The organism is Methylocystis sp. ATCC 49242, assembly GCF_000188155.2.
Taxonomy (GTDB): Bacteria; Pseudomonadota; Alphaproteobacteria; order Rhizobiales; family Beijerinckiaceae; genus Methylocystis.
Map to the genome: position 1 here is coordinate 1,687,034 of NZ_KE124774.1, position 14,179 is coordinate 1,701,212.

Genomic DNA, 14,179 nt, shown 5'->3' on the forward strand with positions numbered 1-14,179 from the left:
TAGGGGATTGATATGAAGTTCCACATGTTGCCGATACTGCGCCAACGTGGCGCGCTCTAGAGGGTGTTATGCACCTTGGATCATGAAATCTGCTGCGCGCTTGAGCATGAGACATGCGAAGGCGACGACGTGGAGTCCTGCGAGGGTCTGAGCATAGCGCTCGTAGTCTTTGACGAGCCGCCTGCATCGCGTCGCCCAGGCGAATGAACGCTCGACCACCCAGCGCTTGGGCAGCAACACGAAGCCCTTCTTCGCTTCGGCAAGTTTGACGACGCAAAGCTCGGCGCCCTGCGCCTTTGCGGCCTCGGACGCCTTTTCGCCGGTGTAGCCCTGATCGACATAAACGAGTTCGACGCTTTCGCCTGTCACATCCTGCACGGCTGCGATGAGCTTGCCGACCTCGGCGCGGTCATCGACATTCGCCGGCGTGACATGCAACGCCAGCAAATGGCCCAATGTGTCGACTGCCATGTGCAGCTTCGAGCCGCGCTTTCGCTTCGCGCCGTCATAGCCCGCTCGTGGGCCGCTCTCAGGGGTCGAGCGCAAGGTGCGGCTGTCGATGATCGCCGCCGTCGGCTCCGCCGCCCGCCCGGAAGCGACGCGCAACTGGGCGCGCAGATCCTGCGCAAGCGCCTCGAACACGCCCGCCGACAGCCAGCGCTGCGATTGCTGATACACGGCGAACCATGGCGGCAGATCGTTGGGCATGGCGCGCCAGGCGATGCCGTAGCGCAGCACGTAACGCAGGCCGTTGAACAGCTCGCGCAGCGAATGTTGACGCTGCGGCGCGCCTTCGTCCATGAGCGTCAGATAAGGCGCAACCAGCGACCATTCTTCGTCGCTGACGTCAGACGGATAAGGTTTGCGAATCGGAGACATCCGATTCTACTAAGACAATCAATCACCAAAGTACATAACACCCTCTAGGTCCTGTGGACACTTACCTTAACCAGAGGACGATGGCTGTGAGCTGCTGCCGGTTTCGTGGACACCGAGTTAAGTTACTCCCACCTTCTTTTCGAACTCAACCGGGCTGACGTAGCCGATCGTCGAATGCCTGCGGACGGGGTTGTAGAACCGCTCGACGTAATCGAAGACGTCTGCCCGGGCGTCGTCAGGCGTGCGGTAGAGTTTCTTCCCGATCCGCTCCGTCTTCAGTGAAGAGAAGAAGCTCTCCATCGCCGCATTGTCCCAGACATTGCCGGATCGGCTCATCGAGCAAACGACGCCATTGTCGGCCATGAGGCGCTGGAACTGCTCGCTCGTATATTGGCTGCCCCTGTCGGAGTGATGCAGCAAGGCGTCCGGCTTGCCGCGACGCCAGATCGCCATCATCAATGCATCCGCGACAAGACCAGCGGTCATCTCGGCTTTCATCGACCAGCCGACGACCCTTCGCGAGAACAGGTCGATGACTGCGGCGACGTAGAGCCAGCCTTCCGCCGTCCAAATATAGGTGAAGTCGGCGATCCACTTCTGGTTCGGCGCTTGCGCGGCGAACTGCCGGTCGAGAACATTCGGCGCGACGACCGCCGACCTTTGTCCGTCGTCCTTCGGCTGACCCCGGCGACGCGGTCGCGCCCGCAAGGCGTTTGCCCGCATCAACCGTTCGATCTTGTGCAGGCCACAGGAGACGCCTTCGGCTAGAACGTCCCGCCAGACGCGGCGGGCGCCGTAGGTTCGGGCGCTGCCCACGAAGCTCGCGCGGATTTTCTTTGTCAGCTCCTCGTCCGCGACCGATCGGGCGCTCGGCCCGCGACGCAGCCAGGCGTGAAAGCCCGATCGGGACACGTCCAGCGCTTCGCAGATGACCTGCCCCTGAACTTTCATCCAGCGGCGGGTTGAGTCCTTCCGGTTGATACGCCCGAGGGCGCGAATGGAGCAACAGGCGATCGGCGGAGTTGGTCCTGGTTGCGCAGCCGATCGCCTGTTGCGGTGAGATTGGCCGCGAAGGTCGCCGGCGTCGCATAGCCGAGGGCCGAATGCGGGCGGCGGTGATTGTAGTCCTGGGCCCAGGCGCTGATCTTCTCCCGGGCATGGTCGAGCCCGAAGAACAGCGTCTCGTTCAGCAGTTCGTCACGCATGCGCCGGTTGAAGCTCTCGCAGAAGCCGTTCTGCATCGGCTTGCCCGGCGCGATATAGCGCCACTCGATCCTGTTCTCGCTCGACCACGACAGCACGGCGTTCGAGGTGAACTCCGTGCCGTTGTCCGAAACGATCATGCCGGGCCTGCCGCGCCGTGCGATCAGCGCCGACAGTTCCCGCGCCACGCGTTGGCCCGAGATGGATGTGTCGGGGATCGCCGCGAGGCATTCACGCGTCACGTCGTCGACGATGTTCAGGATGCGGAACCGGCGTCCGCAGGCGAACTGGTCATGCACGAAGTCCAAAGACCAACGCGCATTCGGCCGCGCCTCGACAGGAATGGGCGCCCGCGCGCCGACAGCCCTTCGGCGGGCGCGCCGCTTTCTCACCGTCAGCCCTTCCTCGCGATAGAGCCAGTAGATGCGGTTCTTGCCCGACGTCTCGCCCTCCTGCCGCAGCAGCACGAACAGCCGCCGATAGCCGAAGCGCCGGCGCTCGTTGGCGAGTTCCCGCAGCCGCTCCCGTAACGGCTTGTCGGTCGGCCGCTTCGAGATGTAGCGGACGGTCGCGCGATCGACGGCGACAATCTGGCAGGCCCGACGCTCCGACAGAGCCATGGCGGCTCGCAGATGCGCAACGGCTGCGCGCTTGGCGGCGGGCCCTACCATTTTTTTGACAAAAGCTCCTTCAGCGCCGCGGCTTCCAGCATCTGATCGGCCAGAAGCTTCTTCAGCCGCGCATTCTCTTCTTCGAGCGCTTTCAACCGCTTGGCCTCGGAGACGTCCATGCCGCCATATTTGGCCTTCCAGTTGTAAAGCGTCGTCTCCGACACAGCATATTTGCGAGCCAGATCCGCCGCCTTCGCGCCCGCCTCGTGCTCCCGCAAAATCCCGATGATCTGCTCTTCCGTGAACCGCTTCTTCTTCATCTCGTCCGTCCCGATATGGCCGGACTCTAATCGCATCTGGTCGAGTTTCTCAGGGGCAGGTCACTGCCATGCAAAGGACAAATGTTCGCCGAGATTAAACAAGGTCATCAGGCTTTCATGCACCCCGTAGAAATAGCCGACAACGAACGTCAAGGACGCTGCCGTAACCGCGGCTGTTGCCAAGCCAATGAGCTTGCCAATCTCTTCGATCGTCCAGTTTTGCACGATGGCCACAGCGGCGCTCGTCTTTTCGTCCTTCGTGGCTTTCATTGAAATTTCTTCCGAAATGTATCGCGAGCCTGGCGTGGCGCACATCGAACAAGGATTTGCCAAACGCGTCCAAACATCTCCGAATTTCGGGCTGCAAAGCAAGCCAGAGCTCTCGCAGCGCCTCCCCATCTCACGCATGATTACGTTCTTTATCATGCGTGAACGCGCAAAGCGCGGAAGCCCCGCGCTGGACTTAACGCAACGGCCGCTTGAGCACAAAGGAACCGGGCACCTCTCTAAGCTTGGCTTCTGCGATAGGATCGATCACCTCCTTCATATAGCCATCTGCCGTCGATTGGGATTTTACCGGTGCATGCGGAAAGCCCTCTTGCGTTGCCTCATCCCAAATGACCTGCACTTCGTCCATGAGCCCAATCGCACTTACCACAGGCCCACGCAGCACAAGTTCCCGGCTTTCCTCCAAGCTGAAGCGATACCAATTGGCGCTTCCGCAATAGACTACTTGCTCATCGATAATCACTAGCTTCGCATGGAGATTGGCGAGCACTCTTACCGTTGTGTTCGGCCGCTCGTCGAGGCGAGCGCGAGCAGCAATCCCGTGTTCGCGGAAACTCGAACTCGCTTGATACGGTGGCCGTGTTACAACACGCAAATCGACTGCGGCCGGCAGCGAAAGAAGCACCTCCGCGAAAAAAGCATCTATCCACGGACCCAGCACCCAAACGCTTGACGACGCGCTCGTTAAGTCCGGGCGAAGGTAGCCGAGAACTTTACCCGTTCCAAGCGTCTGCCAACTGTTGGACGACATCCGCAATCTCCTGCGCAGCGACATTTGAGTCGACTCGATATTCTTCTGCAAGAAATCTGCGAAAAGACTCTTTCGACTTACGGCCTTGCGCTGCAATCTGATTAATTGCAGGTTTCCACGCCGTCGCGATGCGGTCGCCACTCAACAAAGCCTCACTGAGCCCGTTCCCACCAGGAGTGCTATCGACGACCCTGATTTCGCCTTGTGGCTCAAACGTGACTTGTAAATCATTGGGCGAACATTCCACGGCGTCGCAGAAGAACGTCTCGAGAAGCGGACCCAAGATGGGCGCGAGTTCCTTTCGTTTCTGCTCGTCGACAACACGAGCGACGAGCCAGCTCCATCCTTTGGTTCGGTATGAGAAATTATGAAGGAAAGGGAACGATTCACCTTCGTTTACCGCCGCCCTGAAGCGCTTCGTTACATCAGCGAGCGAAACATATTTCGGCTTTTTCAGTCCGTTAAGATCGATTTCCTGATATCCGTCGAACTTGCGCAGGAACGTAAAAATACCAAAGTGCAAAATCCCTTTGGCTGGTTTCTGGCAACCGCTAGTCAATTCCTGCTGCTCTTCAAGTCCGAACGTATCCTTCCAACGACCGCGAGTGGCGATAGCTTGCGTTTTTTCCTTACTCACCACGATGTGATCTAACCCCTTGAGGTATTTACCAAGAATAACGCCCTCTGGGCTTTCCCAGGTTCCGACCTCCCATTGGCCGACGTACCGCTTGACGCGGTAGCTGACGCCTAAATGATTCAAATAGACGCCTTCAGGATGAGCATCTCGGAAAATGGCGATGTCGTCGATTAGCGCAACCTGTTTTCCCGTCTTTTCGTCGATGAGGGGGCGCTTCCCTTGTGAAGCGCTCACTCGAAACCCCCTATAAACCCAAAACGGGTCGTCGAAATCGACGAGACCGCTTAGAACCTCCCCCAGCTGCTGCCTCAGGTCACGATAGTGCGGTGCTTCGCCAAAATAGCGGTTGAGTGCGCTGTTGAAGTCGCCCCAGGATGCATTCTTTTTTTTGAGTCTTGGCATCCATTCCTTGAATGCCGCAGCCATTGCCAGTAACCGAACCGATTCAAGGTGCAACGGCAGAGATAAAGGCTTCGTGTTGCGAAAATCAACGGCCGCCAATGGCTCTTCGATCAGTCTCTCGTCGGCAGGTGAGTAGCCCAGGCACAACACGCCAAGCCCAGGCCGCTCGAAGGAGCGGCCCACTCTACCAAGTCGCTGGAGCAACTCGCACCGTCGGGGAGGAAGTTCGTCCATCACCACCACGTCTAGGCTCGGGAGGTCTACCCCCAGCTCCAAAGCACTTGTGCCGATGACAATCTTTGCCTTTCCGCTAGGCTTAAAAATCATCCTTTCAATCTGCCGCCGTTTGTCGTTCGGGAGATCGGCGTCATATGCAATCACGCTTCTACTCGGAAGGTCTATTTCTAATTTTTTTTGGAGTCGATGACCGACAAACTTGCTTTGGACAAAACAGAGAACATCTGCTTTGTCCCCTAGCAGTTTTGATTCGCCAAGAATTTTATCCGCTACAAGTGGCTTGGTTTCCGGTTTGATGAGTAAGATGTACCTGCGCAGCAACCCGGGCTCTGCTTTCTGAGCCAGCAAAGCAGGGACTTTTTCCGTTGCTACCAACGACGCCGTTGCTGTTCCCAGATCGCTCACTTCCAGAAATGGGGAGGAACTCACTCCCGTTAAGTCTTCGGCGAACACGGTCGCTTCCGCCAACGTTGCGGAGGCCAGAAAAAAAGCCGGATGCTGCTTGCATCCCAGAACATCCATTGACAGGTGCAATCGATCCAGCATTCGTCGCACGTTCGCGCCAGATAGACCGTGCCAGGAGTGCGCCTCATCGATTATCAATCCACCAAGGTGGCGAAGAAAATCGGCTTGATCCTGGCCCATAAGGCTCCAGTGAACTTTGTCGAGTGTCGAGAGTCTTAGCCGAGCATTCTTAAATCCGGGTGTCTCAACGTGGTCCGCCATTTTCCGATCACCGTGCACGCCGTACCAGACAGACCATGGTAATTCGACACCGTCTATTTCGATGCGCCCGCTGAACTTGCCTTGCTCGGCCTCGACCCCTTTCACTCGCGCCTCCAGCGCCGCGAGCCGGTCCGCTTGCCCCCACAAGAGCGCCTGAGTTGGAAAAGTCGCGATGACCGTTGCTTTCGGGTCTCTTCTTAAAATTTCAAAGGCCCATGCCAAGAATGCCAGGCTCTTGCCCGAGCCTGTTGTTGTAGTCATCAGAACATTGGGTACAGCATCTCCGTTAAGGCGTTGGACTATAGAAGCTTGATGCTCATACAATCCGTGCTCGACAATGCGAGGCTCATACGCTTTGAGGAATTCTCGGAGAGCCCGCGATGGTTTGCCCTTGTCGAGCGGCACCAGTTTTGAAACGGGCGTTGTCAGACAGATTGACTTGCTATGCAGCCGATCCCCGAATGTGCGAATCAGGTTTGTGGATACCTCAGATGAGGGTGGTGGAACGATTCGCTTTGATTGAATTTTTGCTGACACGCGGGGCATCAGATTCCTCGATCTTAACGACACGTGGCTTTGGCGGAATCTGGTCTCGCCCATCGAGGGCCGAGGCCGTTGTTTCATAATTCAGACGGTTCGAACGACAAAAGTTTCACGAAGTCGCCCAGCTTCTGCGCCTCTTTTGCAGTGATATCAGCAGGAAGTGTGATCTTGATCGTCTTGCCGGGACGCAGGACGAATTCGTGCCTCACATCGTCGTCAGAAAGCTCAGGGCCATCAGCGTCGTCTCGTCCGATCAGCTCTGCCCCTTCATCGCTACGCGCGACCTTCCCGATGCTATCGAGACGGAACGTCCAGGTGATGTGAGGCTTTTTGCCGCGAGCGGATTTGACGACTTGGCCCGCGCCGATCCGTTCGATCCATTCGGCGAAAGCCATCACGTCTTCTAGAGGGTGTTATGCACCTTGGATCATGAAATCTGCTGCGCGCTTGAGCATGAGACATGCGAAGGCGACGACGTGGAGTCCTGCGAGGGTCTGAGCATAGCGCTCGTAGTCTTTGACGAGCCGCCTGCATCGCGTCGCCCAGGCGAATGAACGCTCGACCACCCAGCGCTTGGGCAGCAACACGAAGCCCTTCTTCGCTTCGGCAAGTTTGACGACGCACAGTTCGGCGCCTTGCGCCTTCGCCGCCTCGGACGCCTTTTCGCCGGTGTAGCCCTGATCGACATAAACGAGTTCGACGCTTTCGCCTGTCACATCCTGCACGGCTGCGATGAGCTTGCCGACCTCGGCGCGGTCATCGACATTCGCCGGCGTGACATGCAACGCCAGCAAATGGCCCAATGTGTCGACTGCCATGTGCAGCTTCGAGCCGCGCTTTCGCTTCGCGCCGTCATAGCCCGCTCGTGGGCCGCTCTCAGGGGTCGAGCGCAAGGTGCGGCTGTCGATGATCGCCGCCGTCGGCTCCGCCGCCCGCCCGGAAGCGACGCGCAACTGGGCGCGCAGATCCTGCGCAAGCGCCTCGAACACGCCCGCCGACAGCCAGCGCTGCGATTGCTGATACACGGCGAACCATGGCGGCAGATCGTTGGGCATGGCGCGCCAGGCGATGCCGTAGCGCAGCACGTAACGCAGGCCGTTGAACAGCTCGCGCAGCGAATGTTGACGCTGCGGCGCGCCTTCGTCCATGAGCGTCAGATAAGGCGCAACCAGCGACCATTCTTCGTCGCTGACGTCAGACGGATAAGGTTTGCGAATCGGAGACATCCGATTCTACTAAGACAATCAATCACCAAAGTACATAACACCCTCTAGATCACCGCCTCCCACCGCGTGAATGCTTTCGAGCGTTGTTTCCCATCGATATCTTTGGCGATTTGCCGCCCAGTTGTAAAATTTATATTCATCGAAGTTCGATTCGCGCTGCGCGGAATAAGTCTTCTGCAGCGTCTCCTTGACGGCCTCGCTGTCAATCGTCATGGCATTTCATCCTTAGTAATGACGGCCTCTGCTATCTAAGAGTCCGTCCCAGAAGTTAGTCAACAATTGCAGAGCTTTCGTAGCATGAGCCGAATCGACGCGAAACGCAGGAACACGAGCGCTGTGATATTGAGGTTTTCCCAATCCTTGGCCAGTCTTCTACAGCGGTTTAGCCAGGCGATTGATCTTTCGACGATCCAGCGCATGGGCAATTTCACGAAGCCCTTCGCCTGATCGGATCGTTTTATAATCTCGATTTTGAGACACGGTAGGATTTTGCCCGTTGCGTCGGCGAAGATCGGTCCCTGATAGGCGCTGTCAGCCAACAGCTTTTCAAGAAAGGGAAACCGCCCATGCAACGTCGAAAGCAGCAAGACGCCGCCGTCTCGGTCCTGAATGTCGGCGCCGTGAACGACGGCGCCCATCAACAAACCTTGCGTATCGACGAGTACGTGGCGTTTCTTGCCTTTGATCTTTTTGCCGGCGTCATAGCCATGCGGATCAATGCGCGCCCCCTTTTTCCGCGCTCTTCACGCTCTGACTATCGATGATCGCCGCGGTGGGGCTCGCCTCTCGTTCCGCTCGTTCGCGACACATGACGTAGAGCGCGTCGTGCATGCGATCCAGAACGCCGCACCAGGCCCAATCGCAAAAATAACGATACACTGTGCTCTTCGGGGGAAAATCCTTGGGAATGTACCGCCATTGGCATCCCGTGCTCAGCACATACATGATGGCGTTGAACACCGCCCGCATGTCCACTTCACGCTTGCGCCCGCCACGCTTGGCCGGAGGAATAAGCGGCGCCACATGCCCCCACTCCTCGTCCGTCACATCACTCGGATAACGTAACCTGTCGCGATTGTATTTCGCCCGGTTTGCCTTCGTCCACATCGACGGCCTCCTACGAATCAGACCGCCTCCCATCCATCACAACAGATTCATTCGATTCAACATCTTTCAGGACGGACACTAACGCTTAGCCGTGATTGCGCCGGCAAATTTTGTGTCGCAGTTAGCTCACCAACGCGCGCCGCTCGGCGCGGCGCAGCAACCAGCGCTCCTTACCTGCATTAGCGTGGTAGGCGGTGACGATCGTATCGCCATCGACGACTACCCGTTTGCCCACAAGGCGTTTGGCTTGATCTCTCAAGTGTCTCAATTCGCGGTCTAAAACTTGAAAATCCTTCTGTCTCACGAGATATCCGCCCTCGACCTCGGTGCCAATTCTCTTGATCAATTCCAGGTCATTGGGCGCGATCCCTCGCTGAGCAACCCGTTTCGTGGCGTGCGCAGTGAGGTGAGTGAGACTGTTCATGGCGTCATCTCCGTTAGCAGCGACGGAAGTTGCTGCCGTCTGTTAGGTAAGAGTTAAAAATGCAAATAGCAAGCTAAAATAGCGAAAAAAAACTTAGCTGCTGCTTGTTTCGAATCCTAAATGGGTTGCGGCCTTTTAGGCGCAAGCGCCCCGATGGCAAAGCTCAAGGAGTCAAGGGGGATGCGCCGGCGGCTCGCGAACGATTGGCTCCCGAAACCCCGTGTCCTCCACACCCTTGGCCGCGCTAACGCTTTGCCGTCAAAACCACGAGGTGGGAGCAGTATGCGGGAATTTCGCTCGTACGGATCTGTGCGGAGGACGCTCCGTAATGCGCGTCCCGCAATCAGTAACGCATCAAATCGTGATCCGCTCGACCTCGTCGAGCGTGATCTCGTCTCCCGTGCGATCATAGAGCTTCGTGGTGCGCGGACTTTCGTGCGCCGCCATGGCCTGCGCGTTTTCAAGCGTGCCGCCGGCTTCCAGATAGGCGGTGATGCCCGTGGCGCGGAATGTATGGCAGCCGATCCTACCTCGCGCGCCGAGATCGGCGGCGCGGCGCTGGATCATGCGGTAGGCGTCGATCTGGTGTATGAACAGCGGCGGCAAAGTGTACCACTGAACCGGCTTTGGGGGCTGCTTTGACGGCGGCGCAAAAGTGTACCGGTCCTGATAGGCCGAACTCGATGTCATCGACTGGCATGGAGAGGCCGAAAGGATGTTCACAGTGGAACTCTATGCCCGGGTGAGACGCGCGGTGATGGCGGAAGGGCTGAGCCGGCGGGAAGCGGCCAGGCGCTTCGGCGTGCACCGCAATACGATCACGAAGATGCTTCAATATTCGGTTCCGCCGGGGTATCGGCGTCGGGAGCGGCCGATCTCGAAGAAGCTGGGGCCGTATATGGCCTGGATCGACAAGGTCCTGGCGGATGATCGGCTTGTTCACGCCAAGCAGCGTCATACGGCACAGCGGATATTCGAACGGCTGCGGGACGAAGAAGGGTTTTCCGGCGGCTACACGATCGTCCGGGAATATGTCGCGCAGGCGCAGTTGCGGTCGCGCGAGATGTTTATTCCACTCAGCCATCGACCGGGGAATGCGCAGGCGGATTTTGGCGAGGCGGACGCCTATATCGCCGGCAGGAAGGTCCGCTTTCATTATTTTTGCATGGACCTGCCGCATTCGGACGGCTGCTTCGTCAATGCCTATCCGGCGGAGACGGCGGAAGCCTTCTGCGACGGCCATGTCGCGGCCTTCGCCTTCTTTGGCGGCGTCCCCCAGTCCATTCTTTACGACAATACGCGTCTCGCGGTCGCCAGGATCGTGAAGGGTGGAGAGCGTCTGCGTTCGCAAATGTTTGCGGAACTCCAGAGCCATTACCTTTTTGCTGATCGCTTTGGCCGGCCCGGCAAGGGGAATGACAAGGGCAAGGTCGAGGGGCTTGTCGGCTATGTCCGGCGCAACTTCATGACGCCACTGCCCGTGGCGGAGAGTTTCGAGGCGCTGAACGCGAGGTTCCTGGACGCCTGCACGAAACGACGGCGGGCGATCCTGCGCGGCCAGTCGACGCCGATCGGCGAACGCATGCAGGCGGATATGGCGGCATTCCTGCCGGCGCCGCCGGCTCCCTATGACGCCTGTCACAAGGTCGCGACGCGCGTGTCGTCGATGGCGCTGGTGCGCTACCGCAACAACGATTACTCGGTCCCGATGCGCTTCGGCCATCGGGAGGTGCTGGCCAAGGGCTATGTCGATCGGGTCGAGATTGTCTGCGGCGGGGAGACCATCGCCGTGCATGCGCGCAGCTACGGCAAGGCCGAGTTCATCTACAACCCGCTGCATTATCTCGCTTTACTCGAACACAAGAGCCGCGCGCTCGATCAGGCCGCGCCGCTCGACGACTGGCGGCTTGCCGACTGCGTGCATCGTCTGCGGCGGCTGATGGAGGCGCGCATGGGGAATAGCGGGCGCCGCGAGTTCATCCAGGTGCTGCGGCTGATGGAGGACTTTCATCAGCATCAGGTCGAACAGGCGGTCGCGGAGGCGCTGCGTCTTGGCGCGATCAGCTTTGACGCAGTGAAGATGCTGCTGCTGGCCAGGCTGGAGAACCGGCCCGCGCGGCTCGATCTGACATTCTACCCCTACCTGCCGGCGGCTACGGTCGGCGCGACGGATCCGCGCGCCTATCTCGGGCTCGTCGCCGGCGCGAGCGTCATCGCGGGCGTCATGGACTCGAACGCGGGGGGGCCGGCATGACCATCTCGCATGAGCCAGGTTCGCAGACGATCGTCGCGCCGCAGGTGCTGCTGGGTAATCATCTCAAGGCGCTGAAGCTTCCCACCTTCGCGCGCGAATATGAGAAGGTGGCGCTGGAGTCGGCGCAGGACCGCGCCGATTACCCGCGCTATCTGCTACGCCTGTGCGAACTGGAGCGCATTGATCGCGAGCGGCGCAATGTCGAGCGCCGCATCCGGCTGGCGCGCTTTACGCAGGTCAAAAGCCTCGACACATTTGACTTTACCGCCCAGCCTTCACTCAACAAGCCGCTCGTGCTGGAGCTAGCGCGGTGCGAATGGATCGAGAAGCGACAGAACTGCATCGCCCTTGGGCCAAGCGGAACGGGGAAGACCCACGTCGCGCTCGCCCTGGGGCTCGCCGCCTGCCAGAAGGGGTTCAGCGTCGCGTTCACGACCGCCGCGGCTCTTGTGCACGAACTGATGGAGGCGCGCGACGAGCGCCGCCTGCGCGCGCTGCAAAAGCATCTCAACACCGTCAAACTGCTGATCGTCGACGAACTGGGCTATGTGCCGTTCACGGCGGTCGGCTCAGAGCTGCTCTTCGAGGTCTTCAGCCAGCGCTATGAACGCGGTGCGACGCTGGTGACCAGCAATCTGCCCTTTGATGAATGGACGTCGGTGTTTGGCTCCGAGCGTCTCACCGGCGCATTGCTCGACCGGCTCACCCATCATGTCCACATTCTGGAAATGAACGGCGAGAGCTATCGGCTGGCGACCGCAAAGAAAGCGCAACGGCGAAACCGCGATCTCCCCGACGCGCCCGCAATCGACAAAGGAGGCGCCGACACGACGAACTGATCGCCGTCGCGCGCGTTGAACCGCGCTGCGCTACGCTCCGCGCGCCTCAACGCCCGCGTCAACTAAACTACAAGGGCCGTGCGGCCCTTTTCTCGAAACCAGACCGGTACACTTTTACCCCGCCTTCATGCACATTTTGTCCCCGCCATTGACAAACGCCCAACTTCGAACGTGACACCGACCTCAAAGCATACCGCGCTTGGCAGGCGAAGAAAGATCGCCACCCATACTGAGTTAAGGCCTATCCGCTCGGCGGACAAACGTTTGCAGACGTCCGCGCCCGCCGCTTTGTCCGCTGAGCGTGGACGCTAGGTCCTGTGGACTCTTGGGGGGATTCCCGAATCGGGGTCGAGATGATTCAAGGCTTTCTTTTGAGGAGGAAGCCTTGGGCGTCTCGGAGCGACTGGTTCTTACGGATCCGCAATGGGCTCGGATATCTGGCTTGATCATTGGCCGCCCGGATCAGCGTGGGTCCACGGGGCGCGACAATCGCATGTTCGTTGAAGGGGTTCTGTGGCTGGTGCGCACGGGTTCGCCCTGGCGCGACCTTCCCGAAGCCTTTGGTGAATGGAACAGCGTGTTTCGGCGTTTCAGCCGCTGGAGCGAGAAGGGCGTATGGTTTCGGTTGTTCGAGGCCTTGGCTGACGATCCCGACTTTGAATATCTGATCGTCGACTCCACCATCGTCCGGGCGCATCAGCACGCCAGCGGCGCAAAAGGGGGGCTCAAAATCAGGCCATCGGCCGCTCGCGCGGTGGCCTGAGCACGAAAATCCATCTCGCCGTGCGCGGGCTCGGTTGTCCTGTTCGCTTTCGCCTCACCGCCGGGCAGTCGGGCGACGCGCCGCAAGCCCTCGCCCTTGTCGAAGGTCTGCAAGCGGACCTCGTCATGGCCGACACAGCCTATGATTCCGATGCGTTCCGCAAAGCGATCGCAGCCAAAAATGCGACGGCCGTCATTCCCAACAACCCATCCCGGGCCATAAAGCATCCGCTCGACGCGCATCACTATGCGCAGCGTCACCTCGTCGAGTGCTCCTTCAGCAAGCTCAAGCAATTCAGGCGCGTCGCCACGAGATATGAAAAAACCGCGAAAAACTACCTCGCAGTTGTGACAGTCGCAGCCATCGTCCTCTGGTTAAGGTAAGTGTCCACAGGACCTAGCTAGGCGGCCTCTCATGTGAGGACGTTTGACCGGGACCGCCGCGCGATCAACGCGGCTCGCTTCCCTCGCTTTGCCCGGTTGCAGCTCCGCCCCACTCTACGGCGCGCCTGAAGGCACGGCGTTTGATCCCCCGCTCTCGGGTCCCGGTCCCCCTGCCCCCACTCCCGCGGCCCGGCGAGCAGGGGAACCGCCATGAAGAGCGAACGCTTCGACACTCACCGGCACATCACCAACCAGATCATCGCCGCGATCAAAAAAGCGCGCAGGCGACTTCTGTCTTCCCCCGACATCGGTCGGCCGGCAACATGGTGCGCCCGGGCGGAAGCTCAGGAACACTCATCCGTATGGACGCGGACGCTACCGTCAGATTGGGTTTTGCCCTTATCATATTTGTCGCTGGCGACCTTTTCTACCCGAGACATTCCATAATCTTGAATCGCCATGTGCGAAGATTTAACAACGACAGGCTTTCCTGTTGCCGCGTCCGTTGCTTGGATTGAAACGCCGTCTGGACTTTCGACCCGTTTGCCCGTGAAATTTAAAGGCATTGGCGAACTCCTAGAGGGTG

General features: G+C 59.2%; 14 protein-coding genes and 2 pseudogenes. 3 read left to right on the plus strand and 13 right to left on the minus strand.

The features are described from left to right. Positions 1 to 66: 66 nt before the first annotated feature. From MET49242_RS10400 to MET49242_RS24925, 12 genes and pseudogenes are all read right to left on the minus strand, one after another. The gene (locus MET49242_RS10400) at positions 67 to 879 is read right to left on the minus strand and encodes an IS5 family transposase (RefSeq protein ID WP_036279258.1); all 813 of its coding nucleotides are present in this window, start codon (positions 877 to 879) and stop codon (positions 67 to 69) included. A 117-nt stretch (positions 880 to 996) separates the two neighbouring features. After that, positions 997 to 1,809 (minus strand): annotated as a pseudogene (locus tag MET49242_RS10405) (IS3 family transposase); the annotation flags it as partial. A 17-nt stretch (positions 1,810 to 1,826) separates the two neighbouring features. Then, positions 1,827 to 3,013 (minus strand): IS3 family transposase gene (locus MET49242_RS10410; RefSeq protein WP_371212548.1). Its coding sequence is split into 2 segments (ribosomal slippage): positions 1,827 to 2,761 and positions 2,761 to 3,013, totalling 1,188 coding nucleotides; the frame shifts between segments, so codons are not numbered across the junction. 60 nt (positions 3,014 to 3,073) lie between these two features. Further along, positions 3,074 to 3,283 (minus strand): hypothetical protein, encoded by a 210-nt coding sequence (locus MET49242_RS10420; protein WP_036282797.1) that lies wholly within the window; start codon positions 3,281 to 3,283, stop codon positions 3,074 to 3,076. A gap of 193 nt (positions 3,284 to 3,476) precedes the next feature. Then, complete coding sequence (locus MET49242_RS24195; protein ID WP_158497282.1) at positions 3,477 to 4,052, minus strand: phospholipase D-like domain-containing protein; 576 nt, start codon at positions 4,050 to 4,052, stop codon at positions 3,477 to 3,479. After that, a complete protein-coding gene (locus MET49242_RS10430; RefSeq protein WP_158497283.1) occupies positions 4,015 to 6,600 on the minus strand; it encodes a DEAD/DEAH box helicase in 2,586 nt (861 codons plus the stop codon). The genes MET49242_RS24195 and MET49242_RS10430 overlap by 38 nt, the downstream gene beginning before the upstream one ends. Positions 6,601 to 6,674: 74 nt before the next feature. Then, on the minus strand, positions 6,675 to 6,992 hold the full coding sequence (locus MET49242_RS10435) for a hypothetical protein (protein ID WP_144259565.1): 318 nt from the start codon (positions 6,990 to 6,992) through the stop codon (positions 6,675 to 6,677). An 18-nt stretch (positions 6,993 to 7,010) separates the two neighbouring features. Further along, positions 7,011 to 7,823 carry an IS5 family transposase gene (locus MET49242_RS10440; protein WP_036279258.1) on the minus strand — a complete coding sequence of 271 codons (813 nt, stop codon included), beginning with the start codon at positions 7,821 to 7,823 and terminating at the stop codon, positions 7,011 to 7,013. Positions 7,824 to 7,841: 18 nt separating this feature from the next. Continuing rightward, complete coding sequence (locus MET49242_RS10445) at positions 7,842 to 8,036, minus strand: hypothetical protein (RefSeq protein ID WP_036282802.1); 195 nt, start codon at positions 8,034 to 8,036, stop codon at positions 7,842 to 7,844. A 59-nt stretch (positions 8,037 to 8,095) separates the two neighbouring features. Next, a protein-coding gene (locus MET49242_RS24200; RefSeq protein ID WP_144259518.1) for an IS5 family transposase occupies positions 8,096 to 8,930 on the minus strand; the annotation gives its coding sequence in 2 pieces (ribosomal slippage) (positions 8,096 to 8,543 and positions 8,542 to 8,930; 837 coding nt in all). A 121-nt stretch (positions 8,931 to 9,051) separates the two neighbouring features. Continuing rightward, complete coding sequence (locus MET49242_RS10460) at positions 9,052 to 9,354, minus strand: hypothetical protein (RefSeq protein WP_036282803.1); 303 nt, start codon at positions 9,352 to 9,354, stop codon at positions 9,052 to 9,054. A 354-nt stretch (positions 9,355 to 9,708) separates the two neighbouring features. After that, a complete protein-coding gene (locus MET49242_RS24925; protein WP_144259566.1) occupies positions 9,709 to 10,044 on the minus strand; it encodes a tyrosine-type recombinase/integrase in 336 nt (111 codons plus the stop codon). Positions 10,045 to 10,069: 25 nt separating this feature from the next. On the opposite strand from MET49242_RS24925, the gene istA reads away from it, so the two are divergent. The 3 genes and pseudogenes from istA to MET49242_RS24205 all read left to right on the plus strand — a co-directional run bounded on the left by istA (position 10,070) and on the right by MET49242_RS24205 (position 13,593). Then, entirely contained in the window at positions 10,070 to 11,608 is a 1,539-nt protein-coding gene (gene istA, locus MET49242_RS10470; RefSeq protein WP_051134120.1) for an IS21 family transposase, read from the plus strand. Then, a complete protein-coding gene (istB, locus tag MET49242_RS10475; protein WP_036282401.1) occupies positions 11,605 to 12,447 on the plus strand; it encodes an IS21-like element helper ATPase IstB in 843 nt (280 codons plus the stop codon). Before istA ends, istB begins: the two co-directional genes overlap by 4 nt. 301 nt (positions 12,448 to 12,748) lie before the next feature. Further along, positions 12,749 to 13,593: pseudogene (locus tag MET49242_RS24205) on the plus strand (IS5 family transposase). Positions 13,594 to 13,937: 344 nt separating this feature from the next. On the opposite strand, the gene MET49242_RS24930 reads toward MET49242_RS24205, so the two are convergent. Continuing rightward, positions 13,938 to 14,159, minus strand: a complete 222-nt coding sequence (locus MET49242_RS24930) for a hypothetical protein (RefSeq protein WP_144259568.1) — start codon at positions 14,157 to 14,159, stop codon at positions 13,938 to 13,940. Positions 14,160 to 14,179 lie beyond the last annotated feature (20 nt).